General features: G+C 39.1%; 13 protein-coding genes and 1 pseudogene. 9 read left to right on the top strand and 5 right to left on the bottom strand.

Annotated elements, in window-relative coordinates:
* Positions 1-38 precede the first annotated feature (38 nt).
* The 3 genes from NSQ59_RS05330 to NSQ59_RS05340 form a co-directional block, all read right to left on the bottom strand.
* Positions 39-824, bottom strand: a complete 786-nt coding sequence (locus NSQ59_RS05330; RefSeq protein WP_055738490.1) for a CsxC family protein — start codon at positions 822-824, stop codon at positions 39-41.
* A 116-nt stretch (positions 825-940) separates the two neighbouring features.
* Entirely contained in the window at positions 941-1,537 is a 597-nt protein-coding gene (locus tag NSQ59_RS05335; RefSeq protein ID WP_055738491.1) for a hypothetical protein, read from the bottom strand.
* 152 nt (positions 1,538-1,689) lie between these two features.
* A complete protein-coding gene (locus tag NSQ59_RS05340; protein WP_055738492.1) occupies positions 1,690-3,123 on the bottom strand; it encodes a YfcC family protein in 1,434 nt (477 codons plus the stop codon).
* A gap of 156 nt (positions 3,124-3,279) precedes the next feature.
* Here NSQ59_RS05340 and NSQ59_RS05345 point away from each other — a divergent pair, with 156 nt between their 5' ends.
* Genes NSQ59_RS05345 through menC form a run of 3 tightly spaced genes read left to right on the top strand, consistent with a single transcriptional unit; the run spans position 3,280 to position 6,405 of the window.
* Positions 3,280-4,101 (top strand): MurR/RpiR family transcriptional regulator, encoded by an 822-nt coding sequence (locus NSQ59_RS05345; protein WP_268888394.1) that lies wholly within the window; start codon positions 3,280-3,282, stop codon positions 4,099-4,101.
* A gap of 29 nt (positions 4,102-4,130) precedes the next feature.
* The gene (locus tag NSQ59_RS05350; protein ID WP_055738494.1) at positions 4,131-5,276 is read left to right on the top strand and encodes a M20 peptidase aminoacylase family protein; all 1,146 of its coding nucleotides are present in this window, start codon (positions 4,131-4,133) and stop codon (positions 5,274-5,276) included.
* A gap of 1 nt (position 5,277) precedes the next feature.
* The gene (gene menC, locus NSQ59_RS05355) at positions 5,278-6,405 is read left to right on the top strand and encodes an o-succinylbenzoate synthase (RefSeq protein WP_445669201.1); all 1,128 of its coding nucleotides are present in this window, start codon (positions 5,278-5,280) and stop codon (positions 6,403-6,405) included.
* Between the two features lie 199 nt (positions 6,406-6,604).
* On the opposite strand, the gene NSQ59_RS05360 is transcribed toward menC, so the two are convergent.
* A complete protein-coding gene (locus NSQ59_RS05360) occupies positions 6,605-6,727 on the bottom strand; it encodes a hypothetical protein (protein WP_340829889.1) in 123 nt (40 codons plus the stop codon).
* Between the two features lie 371 nt (positions 6,728-7,098).
* Here NSQ59_RS05360 and NSQ59_RS05365 point away from each other — a divergent pair, with 371 nt between their 5' ends.
* From NSQ59_RS05365 to lpdA, 6 genes and pseudogenes are all read left to right on the top strand, one after another.
* Positions 7,099-8,376 carry an MFS transporter gene (locus tag NSQ59_RS05365; RefSeq protein ID WP_055738495.1) on the top strand — a complete coding sequence of 426 codons (1,278 nt, stop codon included), beginning with the start codon at positions 7,099-7,101 and terminating at the stop codon, positions 8,374-8,376.
* 153 nt (positions 8,377-8,529) lie between these two features.
* Entirely contained in the window at positions 8,530-9,996 is a 1,467-nt protein-coding gene (locus NSQ59_RS05370; RefSeq protein ID WP_055738496.1) for an aminotransferase-like domain-containing protein, read from the top strand.
* A 79-nt stretch (positions 9,997-10,075) separates the two neighbouring features.
* The gene (locus NSQ59_RS05375) at positions 10,076-11,071 is read left to right on the top strand and encodes a thiamine pyrophosphate-dependent dehydrogenase E1 component subunit alpha (RefSeq protein ID WP_340829892.1); all 996 of its coding nucleotides are present in this window, start codon (positions 10,076-10,078) and stop codon (positions 11,069-11,071) included.
* The gene (locus tag NSQ59_RS05380) at positions 11,064-12,041 is read left to right on the top strand and encodes an alpha-ketoacid dehydrogenase subunit beta (RefSeq protein ID WP_055738498.1); all 978 of its coding nucleotides are present in this window, start codon (positions 11,064-11,066) and stop codon (positions 12,039-12,041) included. Before NSQ59_RS05375 ends, NSQ59_RS05380 begins: the two co-directional genes overlap by 8 nt.
* Before the next feature lie 34 nt (positions 12,042-12,075).
* Positions 12,076-13,392 (top strand): dihydrolipoamide acetyltransferase family protein, encoded by a 1,317-nt coding sequence (locus tag NSQ59_RS05385; protein WP_340829895.1) that lies wholly within the window; start codon positions 12,076-12,078, stop codon positions 13,390-13,392.
* Position 13,393: 1 nt separating this feature from the next.
* A pseudogene (lpdA, locus tag NSQ59_RS05390) lies at positions 13,394-14,704 on the top strand (dihydrolipoyl dehydrogenase); the annotation flags it as partial.
* Positions 14,705-14,772: 68 nt separating this feature from the next.
* On the opposite strand, the gene NSQ59_RS05395 reads toward lpdA, so the two are convergent.
* Positions 14,773-15,756, bottom strand: a complete 984-nt coding sequence (locus NSQ59_RS05395) for a bile acid:sodium symporter family protein (RefSeq protein WP_055738501.1) — start codon at positions 15,754-15,756, stop codon at positions 14,773-14,775.

The raw sequence follows: 15,756 nt of genomic DNA on the forward strand, positions 1-15,756 counted from the left end.
ACTAACTTTAAAAACGTCTTATCAAGTATCCTTACCTATTATGAAGACTCCCAATCATCCTCGTCTTTCTTATTATAATTGTGTAATAATACTTGTTGATTTTGCAAGACTTTAAACGTTATTTCAACAACCATTTTTTCCTCTATTTTCCTAAAGGTTCCTTCTTCAAATGGGGCGGACATTCTTTTTCCAGAATGGCCCTTTACAATACCCATCTCCCTATCTAGGACTTCATCGTATTCAATAAATCTGCTGGAGAGTAGTTCGCAATATGGCAGTTCATTTAAGATTTCTTCACTTATTTGATTGTGTTCTGTGAAATCACCTGAAAGTAAGTGTTCTTTTTGTGAAAATCCTTTTGGAAGATGAGAGGATCTAAAATAATTGAATTCTTTTTCTGGTGGAGTAGATCTAAAGTCAGGCTCGCTAATGAGATCAATTCTTGTCACAACTTGGAAAGGTACATCTACCGTTAAAGAATGAATAGCAGAGGAAACATAATCTTTTCCGCCGCGTTTTGGTGTCGCATACTGAATATTTTTGCGAACAAACCCCTTTAAAAATAGTTTATTAGTAGGCAATAATAAGCGGCACTGTACCAATTTTAAATTCTTTTTGATCCTTTTAATTTCCAGAACTGGTTCTGGGAATTCAATAACAGAGTCCAAATCAATTTGAACCGTTTGTTCACCTAAAACAACAGGTACTTTCATATAGGGGTGTGAATTAATAACACGTGGCTCAACCGGCCGATTGCTTGCTTCCTGTTGTACGGATGACTTCACTACCTTTTTATGGCTACCCTTCGATTTGTACCGGGACATATTTTTTCTCCTTTCAAATAATTTGTTGGTTTCCATTTCAGTGTATGATGAAAATGACATAAAGCTTGGACAAAGTGACCGAAGGATTAGCACATTTATCGATGATATAGGCTTGTTTAGGATTCAAAAGGATGGATTTGGTATTGGAGAATTCGATATTCCATTTCACAATGTATATCCAGTAAGAGGTATGCATTTTTTTCTTTTTTATTCATTGATTGAGAAGTAATCACTTTTGTTTTAATGACTTCGAACTGGGGGCTTTCATTGTTATAAATAATTTGCTCATAATGAATGGTTTCCTGATTATTTTCTTTTTCCGTAAACTCGTATTGCCTTTTTTGATTACTTTGTGTATAAAACGGAGGGGACAAATACTCCAATTTGGATGTTGTTTTCCAAGGTAACTTAATCATTTGAAAATGTACTTGAGTATCTTTTCCTTTTGTATAAGTAATTTCTCCAATAAGTTTGCCGGAGATCCAGAGATGGTTTGCAGAAAAGTTGATTTGGTATTTTACAGGGTGGATGGACCAATTAAGGTCCAAAATTTTATTAACGGTTCCGTTCGTTTTTACTTTTTTTGATAATTTAAAATCAAGTTTGGAATGTACGATCTCCGTTAGCGTTTTATAATTTTTTTGGAGGGGACGAAGATTATCTAATTCATCTAGATCATCCCATTGTGGATCCTGCTGTTCGTTAGAATTCATGTATCCCTCTCCTTTCATATTTATATAAAAATATGATGCCTTTTCACAATATAAAACCTCGAATGAATGATTGAATGAATCGAAGCCGACCTTTTCAATCAAAAAGGCGATTTACCTTTTCTAACAGGTAAATCGCCTATAAAAATTTCCTCTTAATAAGGTCCCCAATGAATCAAGACACCAACGATGAGGAAGATAAGTCCAATTAAAAACCAAATGAGTGCTAATGGAGCCATGAAACGCAGCCATTTTCCATAAGGAATGCCACTTGCGGCAAGAACCCCCATGAGAACTCCGGATGTTGGATTCAGGCAGTTCACAACTCCTTCTCCGAGCATGACTGCTTCGACCGCCACTTGTCTTGTAATATGCATTAAGTCAGATAATGGAGCAAGAATTGGAATAAAGACGACAGATTCCCCTGTTCCAGAGGAAATCAGGAAATGCAGGGCTGCACTGCTTAAGTACATGCCGATTGCACCAAAGAGCGGGCTATGTCCTTGTAATAAGTGAGCTAAGCCGTTTACGATAGTATCCAATAATTTTCCGTTTTCTAAAATAACTGATATACAGCGGGCCATTCCGACAATTAAAGAACCGTAAACTAGTCGTTGGCAACCTTGTAAAAAGGTAGAAGCGATATCATTTGCTTTTAATCCTCCGATAATTCCAGCAGCGATAGCGATGAAAATAAATGTTCCAGTCATTTCGATATCGCCCCATTTTAACCAAAGGGCTCCCGCTAAAAATCCAATCAACGATAACGCTGTGATAAGTAAAATGAGCTTATGACGAATGGTCCAAGAAACGGCACTTTCATTCGTTTTTTCATCACTTAGAAGAGCCTTGCTTGGAAACCAATCCTTACCGAGAACGCTCCCTTTATTCGGATTCTTAAGTCGTTTTGTATAAAGGTAAATATAAATAATGGTTGCGATCAGGAAGCAGACATAAATGGCAATTCGCAAGCCCATGCCTGAAAACATAGGCAGCTCCGCAATCGTTTGTGAAATCCCTAATGGCGATGGCGATAAAATGGTGGCATTAAATCCGGCGTAGGCACCTAAATAAATAATTGCTGCACCTACAACAGCATCCCATTTTAAGGTACGGGCAACGATGATTCCGATGGGAATAAAGCCGATTACCGAGTTCACCACAATTCCTGTTGTTCCTAAAATAGAAAATAATGCAGCAACGATACAAACGAATAGAAGTTGGCGTGTTCGAAACTTGTTAATGACGTGATAAATTAATCCGTTGATTGCCCCTGTTTTTTCCAGGATGGCGATGGTACCACCGGTGAAAAGAATTAAAAAGATGATGGAAGATGCGGCTGACATTCCTTGTCCAATGGATGAGAAAAAGTTCACAAAACTAACAGGTGATTGAGCAACCGTATGGTAGCTTCCCGGAATGGTGGTGGAGATGGTTCCTTTCATTACCCTGTTAAATTCTCCTGCAGGAACAAAATACGTAGCAATCGCACAAATTAATGCCACTAAGAAAAGTAATACATATGCATCAGGCATCTTAAACTTCGATTTATGCTGCATAGGTTTTTTTGTTTCGGCTTGTAAGCTCATTCAATTTCCTCCTTTGTGCTGAGATGATTTTTAGAAAGGTTTGGAATAAACATTCATAACGGAATATTGCGAATATTTAGGGTATGTGTTAGATTATATTAAAGGTTTTCCTTCAAATCAATACATTTTGCAAAAAATCCTTCGAGGTGATGTCAACTGTTTCATTTTCAAAAGAAAGTACAAGAAAAATACGATCAATTAACGAAGGGAATGAAAAGAGTAGCAGATTTGTTATTAGCTGACCCCACTGCATTTGCAGCCCGTTCTGCTAAAACAGTTGGCGAGTCGATTGGTGTAAGTGAAACGATGATTATTCGCTTTTGCAATGCTCTCGGCTACCAAGGGTATAGTGAGCTACAGCAGGAGATTAGGGAAGTAATCTATGATATACGCACGGCTAAATGGAGTAATGATGGAAAAGAGAGTGATCAATCTCCGTATTCTTTCAAGCAAATTATGCGCTGGGATCAAACCAACATTGAGAATACGGCAAATCATATGAATCCAGAGGATATGGATGCAGCAATCTCCAAAATAGTAGATGCCGATGCAGTATTAGTGGCGGGTCTTCACGCAGCGTTTCCGATGGCACATTGGTTTACCTTTGCACTGGATCTATTAAAAAAGAATTGTCATCTTTACCGACCGGAGTTTTCGACGCATTTAGGCGCTTTTACAGACCAAAGTGTTTTAGTTGTTTTCTCTTATTATCGCTATTCTTTGCACCCTATTCGACTGGCAGAAAAGGCAAAGGAAAAAGGGTTATTTGTCATTGCCTTTACAGATACCACCATCTCACCGATTACGGAATATGCTGATATTGTATTTACTTTGGAAATACCAACGAGATCCATCCTGCAGTTTGCACCTGTTACTTTTTCCATGATGAATGCATTGCTTTCCGGTATTTCTGTAAAAAGCAACGCCAATATAGATTTTAAAGAAGAGGATAAAATAATGGACTTTTTTGTACAGTAATTTTGACAACTTTAGAAAGGAATATGTTCATGAAAACTTTAACTAGCAATATACGAGAGATAAAAGATGAGGTATTGGATATTTTTCATTACCTGCACGAACATCCGGAATTAAGCATGAAAGAATATAACACGACACAATTTATTAAGGCGAAACTAGATGAGCTTGGGTACAGAACGAAGACCTTCGATGATTGCCCAGGTGTAATAGGGGAATTGGGGGAAGGCTCGCCTGTTGTTGCTGTTCGTGCGGATATGGATGCTTTGTGGCAAGAGGTAGATGGGAAGTTTAAAGCGAATCATTCCTGTGGCCATGATTCACACATGACGATGGCGCTTGGAACCGCTATGCTTCTAAAAAGGCAAAAAACATTACCATCCGGAACCATTCGATTTATTTTTCAACCAGCTGAAGAGATTGGGCTGGGGGCGAAAACGATGCTGAAAAAGGGAGTAGTGGATGACGTTGATTACTTGTACGGCGTTCATGTACGGCCAATCCAAGAAACCTTAAACGGCAGGGCGGCTCCGGCAATTTTACATGGAGCAAGCCAGCATATCAGCGGCACGATTATTGGAGAAGATGCACATGGTGCAAGACCGCATCTTGGAACCAATGCTATTGAAGTAGCTGCTTCGATAATCCATGAACTTGGCTTTATTCATATTGATCCAATGATTCCTTATTCTGTGAAAATGACGAAGCTTCATGCAGGAGGGGAAAGCTCCAATATTATTCCTGGTCAAGCATCCTTCAGCCTGGATCTTCGGGCACAAACAAATGAAGCAATGGATACTTTAGAGGAGCATGTTAAGGCTGCGGTCGATTCCATTGCAGAATTTCATAAAGTGAAAATAGATTTGGATATCCCAGGAAGTTTAGCTGCGGCAACGATAGATCCTGTCGCGGAAAACATTATGGCGAGTTCTATTGCAGAGGTACTGGGAAGTGAAAACCTCGATGATGCCCTTGTGACAACTGGCGGGGAAGACTTTCATTATTATAAATTAAACCGGCCGCACATCCATGCAACCATGCTTGGCCTTGGCTGCGGATTGGAGCCTGGACTCCATCATCCACATATGACATTTGACAGGAATGCTATTCTTTCAGGGATTGATATATTAACAACTGCCGTATTAAGGACATTTTCCAAAGAAAGTGGGGAAGAATGATATGACTATGAAACCTATTCAGCCAAAGAAGATTACTTTGCGCAAACTACAAATGAAATTAAAACAACCATTTACGACTAGCTTTGGCACTCAAACGGAAAAAGAGTTTTGCATTTTAGAAGTAGAAGATAAGAATGGAAATATCGGCTGGGGGGAATCAGGAGCGCTTACTTTCCCAGGCTATAATGAAGAAACCACGATAACCAATCAGCATATATTAGAGGACTTTTTAATTCCTTCTATTTTAGGAAATTCGTATGATCATCCCGACCAATTTAACCAGCAGATTTCGTACATCCGCCGTAATCGCATGGCAAAATCAACAGTGGAAACAGCCATCTGGGACTTGTATGCAAAAAACAATGGTGTTCCATTGTATAAAGTGCTGGGCGGGGAAAAGAAGGATATTAAAGTAGGAGTAAGTATTGGGATTAAAGATTCTATTAAAGAATTATTAGAAACTATTGAGGAAAAAATGGATAAAGGATTCCATAAAATTAAAGTCAAAATTAAGCCTGGAAAAGATGTGGAGGTTATTCGGGAAATAAGAAAGGTTTTTCCGGATATTCCATTAATGGCAGACGCTAATTCCGCCTACACCTTAAAGGATATCGACCTTCTTAAGCAACTGGATCAATTTAATCTTTTAATGATCGAACAACCTTTGGAGCACGATGATATTATTCATCATAGTAAGCTTCAAAAGCAAATCGAAACTCCAATATGCCTGGATGAAAGCATTTGCTCCTATGAAGATGCCAAAAATGCAATTGAATTAGGAAGCTGCAAAATTATTAATATCAAAATAGGACGTGTTGGAGGACATTCTGAATCGATTAAAATTCACAATCTATGTAAAGAACATAACATTCCAGTATGGTGCGGCGGAATGTTAGAAGCTGGAATAGGGCGTGCTCATAATATTGCTATTACATCATTAAGTCAATTCCTTATTCCGGGAGACACAGGCCCATCTCAGCAATATTGGCATGAGGATATCATTCAGCCGGAGGTAGAAGTAAAGAACGGCATTGTTCAACTGCCAAGCGGGAATGGAATAGGCTATACCGTAGATAAGGAAAAAGTAAAAAAATATACCGTTTATGAAAAACAATTCACTGTTTCATAATAAATGTCAGGAGACGGAGTCCTCGACATGGCCTACTCAACATTCATAACCGGCACATTTCCTATGAATCTTCCGAAAAATAAATTAAATTTTTCAGCCCTGCTTCATGAGCGGGATAAATGATAAGGCTAGGCAAATTGATTGTCTAGTCTATTTCTTTTTACCTGAAATATGGGAATTTCAAAATGATGTTTGAAACTTATTCTTTATCTTTTATTTCTTCTTTAAATGCTTTTCTCCCACACTTTATACATTCACCAGAATAATAGTTATATTTATGAAATCCACGGATATAACAAACTATTGCTCTTAACTTTTTCATGGGGATCACCTTCTTATATGGATTTGTAAATAATGATAATAAAGAATTATTAAAAAACGATTACTAGCAAATTAAGAAGTATAACAATGTGATTAAAAAAAATTACTGTAATTTGATAGGGGCATCTCAAGGGGAAAGCAAAAGCACCTATTTCTAGTATTTATAAAGTGTTTGGGTTCCGATTGTAAGAAATGGCCCCGTCTCGTAATCTCTATATATCCAATTTTGAAAGTGGTTATGTTTAGAGGTGGAAATTTTGATTATTCTAAAATAAATGAAAGTAAGCGCTGCCAAAAAATTAGAGGGGTTATATTATTTCTTTAGGCAATATTTATGAGACAAAATTATTTAGGGGTAAAGGAGAGAAAAAAATGAGTATTCCAAAGGCAAGATGGTATAGGATTGGATTGTTATTATTTCTAACCTATCTAGTGGCATTTGTGGATAGGTCCAATATTGGGATGGCTGCACCATTAATGGTTAAATCTCTTGGACTTTCTTCTACTACGACAGGTGTTTTATTATCTGCATTTTTTTGGGGATATGTCATTACCCAAATACCAAGTGGCCTATTAGCAAGTAAGTATAGTGCGAAAAAAATTATTGTCGGTTCTCTAGTACTATTAGGGATAACCGGTATTTTAACAGGTGTTGTGAAGAGTTACGATGGGCTGTTAGTAGTTCGTTTTATAATGGGTCTTGCTGAAGGAGTATTATGGCCAGCTTTTGCCATTTATTTTATTAATTGGTATGCCAATTCAGAAAGAGCAAGAGCGATAAATTTTTCCGAAATGTCTCTGCCAATCTCTTCTATTATTATGGCCCCTCTAGCAGGATGGATGATTGAAAATTGGAATTATCATGTCATGTTTATCTTACAAGGAAGTTTACCTATCGTATTGGCTATTTTCTTTGCTTGGTTTGCTTCAGACTCTCCTGAAAAAGATCGCTATGTTTCAAAAGAAGAGCTAGATTATATCAAACAGAATCGTACTGCAGAGTTAAAAGAAAAGGGATCTTTTCTTGAAGTCATTGGCAATTATCGTGTTTGGGTATTCTGTGTTGTGTACTTTCTTTGGATTACTGGATTGTATAGTTTCGGGTTATGGATGCCTAGTTTAATGAAGGAATTAAGCAGTACAGGTATTGGTACGGTCGGATGGTTAACAGCTATTCCGTTTGTATTAGCTGCTATTGCGATGTATTTTAATGCAAAATGGTCTGATTCTCATACTAGTAAACGCTCCTTCTTTATTGCCATTCCATTATTGATTGGCGGTCTGGCATTAGTTCTTCAGCATATTTTCGGTGTAAACCTTACGACTAATCTTATTATGCTAATCATCGCAGGTATTGGGATCTATGCTGCATTTGGCCCATGGTGGGCATGGGCGATGTCATTTGTACCAAATAACCAAGCTGGTACGGCAAATGGTTTAATTAATTTAGTTGGTAATTTTGGTGGGATTGTCGGACCGATTATCGTTGGGGCGGTTGCACAAGGGAAAAATTTATTAGAAGGCTTCTATGTTTTAGGATTCTTCCTCATTTTAGGGTCCATTATTGTTCTTACCTTTGCAGCACTAAATAAATCGAGAGTGAAAAATTTGGATGCTCATCAAAATAGCAAGCAATTAGTAACAAAATAGCATAAGAGTGAAAGCAGAAATCTATTGATAAAAGTGGGGCTATTCTTTGTAAATGAGAGAATAGCTCCTTTTCTTTCGATTAGTATTCAGTATATTTAAAATATTATTAAAAGTATCTTGGTAAAAAGAATTTCATGCTTGGGAGGGATAACAATGACGAAAAACATTTGGGAAGAATTCGCAATTAATGCGAAGGATAAGATGCCTCTTTATAAACAAATCATTCATCAAGTAGAAGGAATGGTTCATGATGGGAGATTAAAACCAGGTACCCGGTTGCCATCGGAAAGAAAAATGGCTAAATTACTGAATGTTAGTAGAATGACGATTACCTTAGCCAATGAAGAAATGAAAGCAAGGGGAATGGTTCGCAGCCATCAAGGAAGCGGAACCTTTATATTGCGTGGACCAAGGGCTAAAGAAGTGGAAAGGGATTTAGACCTTCCAGTGGAGTTTGCCTATCCAACTGGTGAAATTAATCAAGGAATGGATGAAATCATGAGACACGGGGAAAATACCCATCTCATTAACCTTGCAGGAGTAGGTACTGCTCCGGAAGTACATCCGGGAATTGAACTTAGCCAATGCTTTTCCGAGCATTTGCGAAAGAATCCCATCTTACTTCAATTACCCTCCCCTACACAGGGATATGAGCCTCTGCGATTGGAAATGATATCGTGGCTAAAAAAAGTGAAAATCGAGGTAAAGCTGAATGAAATTATGATTGTTTCCGGTGCTATGCAAGGACTGGATTTAATCAGTCGTTTGTTTTTAAAACCAGGTGATTATGTGGTAATGGAGGAGCCGGGATTTTTGGGAGCAGCTGACGCTTTCAAGGCTACTGGAGCGAAAATTCTAAGGATCACTCTTGATGAGGAAGGAATTCGCTTGGATAGTTTAGAGAATATGTTAATGCAATTTCCTATTAAATTTATTTATGTGAATCCGACCTACCAAAATCCAACTGGCGTCACGATGTCCTTAAAACGAAGGAAGAAGCTTTTGGAGCTATGTTCTAAATATGGAGTGCTTATTGTGGAAGACGATCCGTTTAGCTTGCTTTATTTTGAAGACAAGCCGGCTCCTCCTATAAAATCATTAGGATCGGATAATGTCATTTATATTCAATCCTTTTCCAAATATCTATATCCAGGGATTCGCTTAGCTGTTTTAGTTGCTAATGAAGGCATTATTCATAATCTATCGAAAGTGAAACAAAGGGTAGATTTACATAGCAATAATTTAACGCAAATTGCCTTACATGCCTATATCTCAGAAGGAAATCTAGAAAATCATATTTGGAAGTTGAAGAGCGCTTACTTGGAGCGCCTTCACCTGATGAAGGAACTATTGAACGAAGGTCCCTATATTCATTGCAAATTGCCAGAAGGTGGAGTCTTTCTTTGGTGTAAAGTACCGAAGGAAATACCGACAGACCGATTATTAGAGTTTGCGGTGAAAAATGGTTTTACCTTTGTTCCGGGGAACTGGATGAGCGGGGTTGGCATGTTTGAAAACTATATTCGCCTTGCTTATACACACCCTTCACTTGAATGGTTGAAAAAGGGGATTAAGCTACTTCATCATACCATTTTGGAATATAAAGAATACCAATTTTAATATTGGTTATATGAAAGCGTTTTAATTTTTCTTACCATTGATATGAAAAGAAAAATCATGAACCAAATGGAGGGTTAATATGGGAAATAAAGGTATCTCTAAGGAGCTCATCAAACATTGGTACTATAAAATGCTTTTAATAAGACGGTTCGAAGAAGTGATTAACGAAAAGTTTTTAGCTGGGGATATCCCAGGATTTGTTCATCTTTATATTGGTGAAGAAGCAACAGGAGTAGGAGTATGCTCCACGTTGAGAAAATCGGATTATATTACAAGTACACATAGAGGGCATGGACATACTATTGCAAAAGGTGCCGATGTCAAACGTTGCATGGCAGAGCTTTATGGAAAAAGGACAGGGTATTGTAAAGGAAAAGGAGGTTCCATGCATATAGCCGACTTTGGAATTGGTATGTTGGGGGCAAACGGCGTGGTTGGAGGAGGATTCAACTTGGCAGTCGGAGCCGCACTAGCCATTCAATTAAGGAAGAATGATGACGGGGTTGCAGTTTGCTTTTTTGGAGACGGTGCAAGCAACCGTGGGACTTTTCATGAAGGCCTGAATATGGCATCTGTTTGGAACCTCCCAGTTATATTTGTCTGTGAAAATAACCAATGGGCTTCCACTACTCCTCTTCATGAAGCGACAGCGGTTACGGATATATCAGTTCGCTCGACCTCTTATGCAATGCCAAGTGAAATGGTGGATGGAAATGATGTCTTTGCTGTATATGAAGCGGCAGTAAAGGCTGTGGATAGAGCGAGAAGAGGCGAAGGTCCAACTTTAATAGAATGCAAAACTTATAGAGTAAAAGGACATTTTGTTGGGGATCCGGAGCAGTATCGGACTAGAGAAGAGGTAATGGCACAAATGGAATCCAATGACCCGTTGAAAAAGTTCTTAGAACGGGTGCTGGGTGAAAATTTATTAGATGAAATCCAATTAAAGGATATAGAAGAGCAAGTAGCCATTGATATAGAAGAGGCAGTGAAGTTTGCGGAAGAAAGCCCATTCCCGAAACCGGAAGAAGCATTCGAAGATTTATACGTAGAGGAGGTCATGAGTCATGCGTAATATTACCTTTTCCCAAGCTACACTGGAAGCGATGCAAGAAGAAATGCGCAGGGATGAACGAATCTTTATTATGGGGGAAGATATCGCCAGCCAAGGCGGTATATTCGGTCAATTTAAAGGTTTACCAAAGGAATTTGGGCTCGATCGCGTTCGTGATACTCCTATTTCAGAAACTGCTTTAGTTGGTGCTGGTATTGGTGCGGCACTAGCTGGAGCGGTTCCGGTTGTTGATATGCATTTTGCTGATTTTATTGGGGTAACGATGGACGAGGTGCTGAATCAAATGGCAAAGATTCGCTATATGTTTGGCGGCCAAGCAACTATGCCCCTTGTATTACGGGCACCAGATGGAGTAACCCAATCAGCTGCCGCTCAGCATTCTCAATCCCTTGAAGCGTGGTTTCTTCATATTCCTGGCCTAAAAGTGGTAATTCCATCGAATCCTGCAGATGCCAAAGGACTTTTGAAAGCAGCCATTCGGGATCAAAATCCTGTCATCTTTTTTGAACATAAGAATTTGTTTAGCCAAAAAGGATCGGTTCCAGACGACGATTATGTCACCCCAATTGGAAAAGCAGCAGTGGTGAGAGAAGGAAAAGATATTACCATTGTTTCTTACTCCGCCATGCTTGGAAAATGTTTAGAGGCTGCAGAGCAATTACAAGATCAAGATGGTATTAGTGCGGAAGTAATCGATTTAAGAACCATTGTCCCGATGGATATGGAAACAATATACGAATCTGTAAAAAAGACTCATAGACTTGTCATTGCCCATGAAGCAGTTAAGTCGGGTGGTGTAGGAGGAGAAATCGCTGCACAAGTCAGTGAAAACATTCTTGAGTATTTAGATGCACCGATTATAAGGGTGGGGGCAGCCTTTACACCGATTCCTTTTAGCCCGCCACTAGAGAAGCATGTTATTCCACAAGTAGAAAGTGTCGTGGAAGCAGTGTTAAAAGCAAAGTGGTAATAGATAAAGTGCTTAAAAGAGAGGAGGATCTGAAATGGCATCCATCATTACTATGCCGAAATTTGGTTTAACCATGACAGAAGGAACTTTATCCCACTGGAATAAATCCGTTGGGGAACGAGTGGAGCAAGGAGAACCACTTTATGAAGTGGAAACAGATAAAATTACGAATGAGATTGAGGCGCCACAGGAAGGCGTAATTCGATATATTTTTACAGAGGTTGGACAGACCGTTCAAGTTGGCGCGCCTCTCGCCATTATTGCAGAGGAATCGGAAGATATAACAGAATTACTAGATTTGCAAGGTCCAGAAGAAGAATCTAAAAGTAATGGACTGGTAGAAGAAAAAGGTGCGCAGAATGTTGTGGAGGAAGTCTATTCTGATACTTATACGAGAGCGACGCCTTATGCAAAAAAACTTGCTAGAGAGCAAGGGATCTCTATGCAGGATGTTGAGGCATCAGGGCCGAGAGGAATAATCCTTTCTCATGATGTCATGAAAAAATCTGTTTCTCCTGCAATTTCCCCGCTCGCAAAGAAATATGCAGAAGAACAAGAGATTGAATGGCAACAAATAGAACAAGGACGAAGGATTATGCTGCCGGATGTGATCAAAAAGGAACTGGAAGGATCAGCTGCAGTTGCAGCAGCGATCGATATGCCTGCAGCAACTGTTAAGCCAATAACGGGAATGCGCAAGGTAATAGCTGAACGGATGAGCAATAGTTGGCAGCAAATACCTCATGTAACGATCTCAAGGGAAGTGGATGTTACTCCGTTATTGTCGGCAAAAGCGGTCTTAGATAAAAATTTCAAAATATCCATCACCCATTTCTTAATTAAAATTATCGCTGCGGCATTGCAAAAACATCCTGTTTTAAATGCTTGGTTTCAAGATAAGGAGATCCTTTATCACCACGAGGTAAATATGGGAATAGCAGTTTCTGTTCCTGAAGGCCTGCTTGTTCCGGTTTTAAAGCGAGTGGATCAAATGGATATTCTTGAAATCGCAGAGTTAATGTCTGATATAACATCCAGAGCCAAAGAACAAAAGCTTCGCTTAGATGAGACACAAGGAGGAACCTTTACCATTAGCAATCTTGGAATGATGGGAGTAGAGCAATTTACCCCTATCATAAACCCTCCGGAAACTGGGATTTTAGGGGTTGGCAGAATAATAGAGAAACCAGTCTTTATCGGTGATGGCATTGTCCGCCGCTCGTTTATGTCCTTTTCACTTTCCTTTGATCATCGTGCCTTAGACGGTGCTGAAGCAGCAAACTTTCTCCAAACCGTCGAATTTTATATACAAGAACCCATTCGTTTACTGATGAAAGCGAGGGGAAAATAGCGTGAAGGTAGTTGTGATTGGCGGTGGCCCAGGCGGATATACGGCTGCGCTGCGTGCAAGTGAATTAGGTGCCGAAGTGACGTTGATAGAAAAAGATAATTTAGGCGGTACTTGTTTAAATCAAGGATGCATTCCTACAAAAAGTTTACTGGAATCCTCTCATATATGGCATAAAAGCAAGACGATGTTTCCCGAAAATGTAATGGGAGGGGTACCATGGAATTCTATATTTTCTCGAAAAAACGAAGCGGTGCTCCAGTTAAGAAAAGGGGTAGAAGGACTTTTAAGAAAAGGAAAAATTAATGTTTTAAATGGAATTGCTTCCTTCACATGTGATAAGAAAGTTTTAGTAGAAGGAAAGGAAACTTATGAATTTGCGGCGGATGCAATTATTATTGCCACCGGAAGTCGTCCTGTTTTACCTAGGATCAAAGGGATTAATTCAGAAGGGGTATTCACAAGTGACGGACTACTAACCCAAAAAACTTTGCCAGAGAGTCTAGCAATCATTGGCGGCGGTGTCATTGGGATTGAGTTTGCCACCATCTATACGGAGTTAGGGGTAAAAGTACATGTAGTAGAAGCGGCGAATCGAATCCTACCCAATATGGATAAGGATATTTCCTTCAATATCCAATCACATTTAGAAAAAAAGGGGGTTTCCTTCTGTCTTTCCCAAAAAATAAAAAAGCTTGAAAGAGAATCAAATAGCGTGACCCTTAGGTTATCTGAATATGCTTCCATTCAAGCTGAAGTAGTGTTGGTTGCAGTTGGCAGAGAAGCAGTTGGAGATCAGCTCCATCTAGAAAGAGTTGGAGTTGTAAAAGAAGGGAATAAAGTAAAAGTAAACACCTTTCAACAAACTAATGTAAATGGAATATACGCCATTGGAGATTGTTCAAGTCCAATTATGCTTGCTCATGTCGCAATGGCAGAAGGAAAAGTAGCAGCAGAACATGCACTTGGATTTGCCCCACATCCGATTCAATATGATTTAGTTCCGCAATGTATTTATTCTCATCCAGAAGCAGCAATGGTCGGATTAACAAAAGAAGAAGCAGAAAAGAGAGGATTTCATGTGAACGAGGGATACTTTTCCCTAAGAGCAAGCGGAAGGGCATTGATTGAAGGGGAATCTACAGGATTCATAAAGGTGATATCGGATAAAAGATATGGACAAATTCTTGGAATTCATCTATTATGCCCAAATGCAACGGAAATCATCTCTCACGCAACTCTGGGTCTCTCATTAGAATCTACCATAGATGAAATAAAGAATATGGTATTTCCACACCCTTCTATTGTGGAAGGGATTCAGGAAGCTGTTTTTTCATAAATAGAAAATGGCCCAATGCCGATAGCAGGGGCCATTTCTTTGAATTAACTTACCTTTAACTTGTTTTTTCTATGAGAATGAAATAGGTTTTTCCATTTTGAATGAGCGGGTTCCCATAATATAGCGATTAAAGCTCCCAATGATGTATTGACGATCATATTGGTCACAGCAGGTACGGCAGCTATAGGACTAATGCTCACCATTGCAAGCAGGGCTGCCAATGCCGTATTGCATATGCCAAATTCATAGACCATGGAACGTCTTTCCGGCTCTTCCATTTTAAATAGGGCACTATAGAGATAACCAAGAATCATCGGAATGGTGATTTGTAAAAAGACACATAAAAATAACTTGGGTAATTGATTCATATTATCGTGGAGCATATTATGAGCATTTGAAACGACGGACAAGTCTACAATCAGCAATGCGATTGAGGATAAAACTGGAATGATGCTCCGAATAGCAGTGATTTTTTCTTGGAACTTCCATTGAACCAACAGTCCTAGTGAAATGGGCAACAATACAACATATACCATTTTTAAAACAAGAGGTGTAATGGCAACGTACACTACACTCCCTACTGCCGCTTTCATAATGACGGGAGTGAAGAACGGACTGACAAATGTATCTAAGGAAGACATCATGACACTTAGTGCAACATTTCCATTTGCCATCATTGAATATAGGTTAGCAGAGGTTCCACTTGGAACGGAGCCGGCAAGAATAACGCCAGCCTTAAGATCATTCTGATGACTAAAAAAAAGACAGGCAAGGAAAAAAGAAATTCCAGTAGTGACTATCCATTTCCCAATGACACCGATAATGGCATTCTTAGGATGTGTCATAATCCGCTTCAGGCTATCTCTTGATAAGGTGAGTCCCATGATAAAGAGGATAAAAGCTAGGGCAAATGAAGTCCAATTTTTTATCCCAGTAAACCATTCGGGAAATGTATACCCAATATAAGCACAACAAATTATCCAAAGCGGCAGAAACCTCGTAATCAAAATTTGCAAAAAACGTATCAT

The organism is Margalitia sp. FSL K6-0131 (assembly GCF_038008735.1).
Lineage (GTDB): Bacteria > Bacillota > Bacilli > Bacillales > Bacillaceae_C > Margalitia > Margalitia shackletonii.

What these genes read in the sequence shown, in the direction of transcription:
- NSQ59_RS05370 (WP_055738496.1), top strand. Translation starts at nt 8,530, where the DNA reads ATGACGAAAAACATTTGGGAAGAATTCGCAATTAATGCGAAGGATAAG.
- NSQ59_RS05375 (WP_340829892.1), top strand. Translation starts at nt 10,076, where the DNA reads ATGGGAAATAAAGGTATCTCTAAGGAGCTCATCAAACATTGGTACTAT.
- NSQ59_RS05340 (WP_055738492.1), bottom strand. Translation starts at nt 3,123, where the DNA reads ATGAGCTTACAAGCCGAAACAAAAAAACCTATGCAGCATAAATCGAAG.
- NSQ59_RS05365 (WP_055738495.1), top strand. Translation starts at nt 7,099, where the DNA reads ATGAGTATTCCAAAGGCAAGATGGTATAGGATTGGATTGTTATTATTT.
- NSQ59_RS05380 (WP_055738498.1), top strand. Translation starts at nt 11,064, where the DNA reads ATGCGTAATATTACCTTTTCCCAAGCTACACTGGAAGCGATGCAAGAA.
- NSQ59_RS05330 (WP_055738490.1), bottom strand. Translation starts at nt 824, where the DNA reads ATGTCCCGGTACAAATCGAAGGGTAGCCATAAAAAGGTAGTGAAGTCA.
- NSQ59_RS05335 (WP_055738491.1), bottom strand. Translation starts at nt 1,537, where the DNA reads ATGAATTCTAACGAACAGCAGGATCCACAATGGGATGATCTAGATGAA.
- NSQ59_RS05385 (WP_340829895.1), top strand. Translation starts at nt 12,076, where the DNA reads ATGGCATCCATCATTACTATGCCGAAATTTGGTTTAACCATGACAGAA.
- NSQ59_RS05360 (WP_340829889.1), bottom strand. Translation starts at nt 6,727, where the DNA reads ATGAAAAAGTTAAGAGCAATAGTTTGTTATATCCGTGGATTTCATAAA.
- NSQ59_RS05350 (WP_055738494.1), top strand. Translation starts at nt 4,131, where the DNA reads ATGAAAACTTTAACTAGCAATATACGAGAGATAAAAGATGAGGTATTG.
- NSQ59_RS05395 (WP_055738501.1), bottom strand. Translation starts at nt 15,756, where the DNA reads ATGATACGTTTTTTGCAAATTTTGATTACGAGGTTTCTGCCGCTTTGG.
- menC (WP_445669201.1), top strand. Translation starts at nt 5,278, where the DNA reads ATGACTATGAAACCTATTCAGCCAAAGAAGATTACTTTGCGCAAACTA.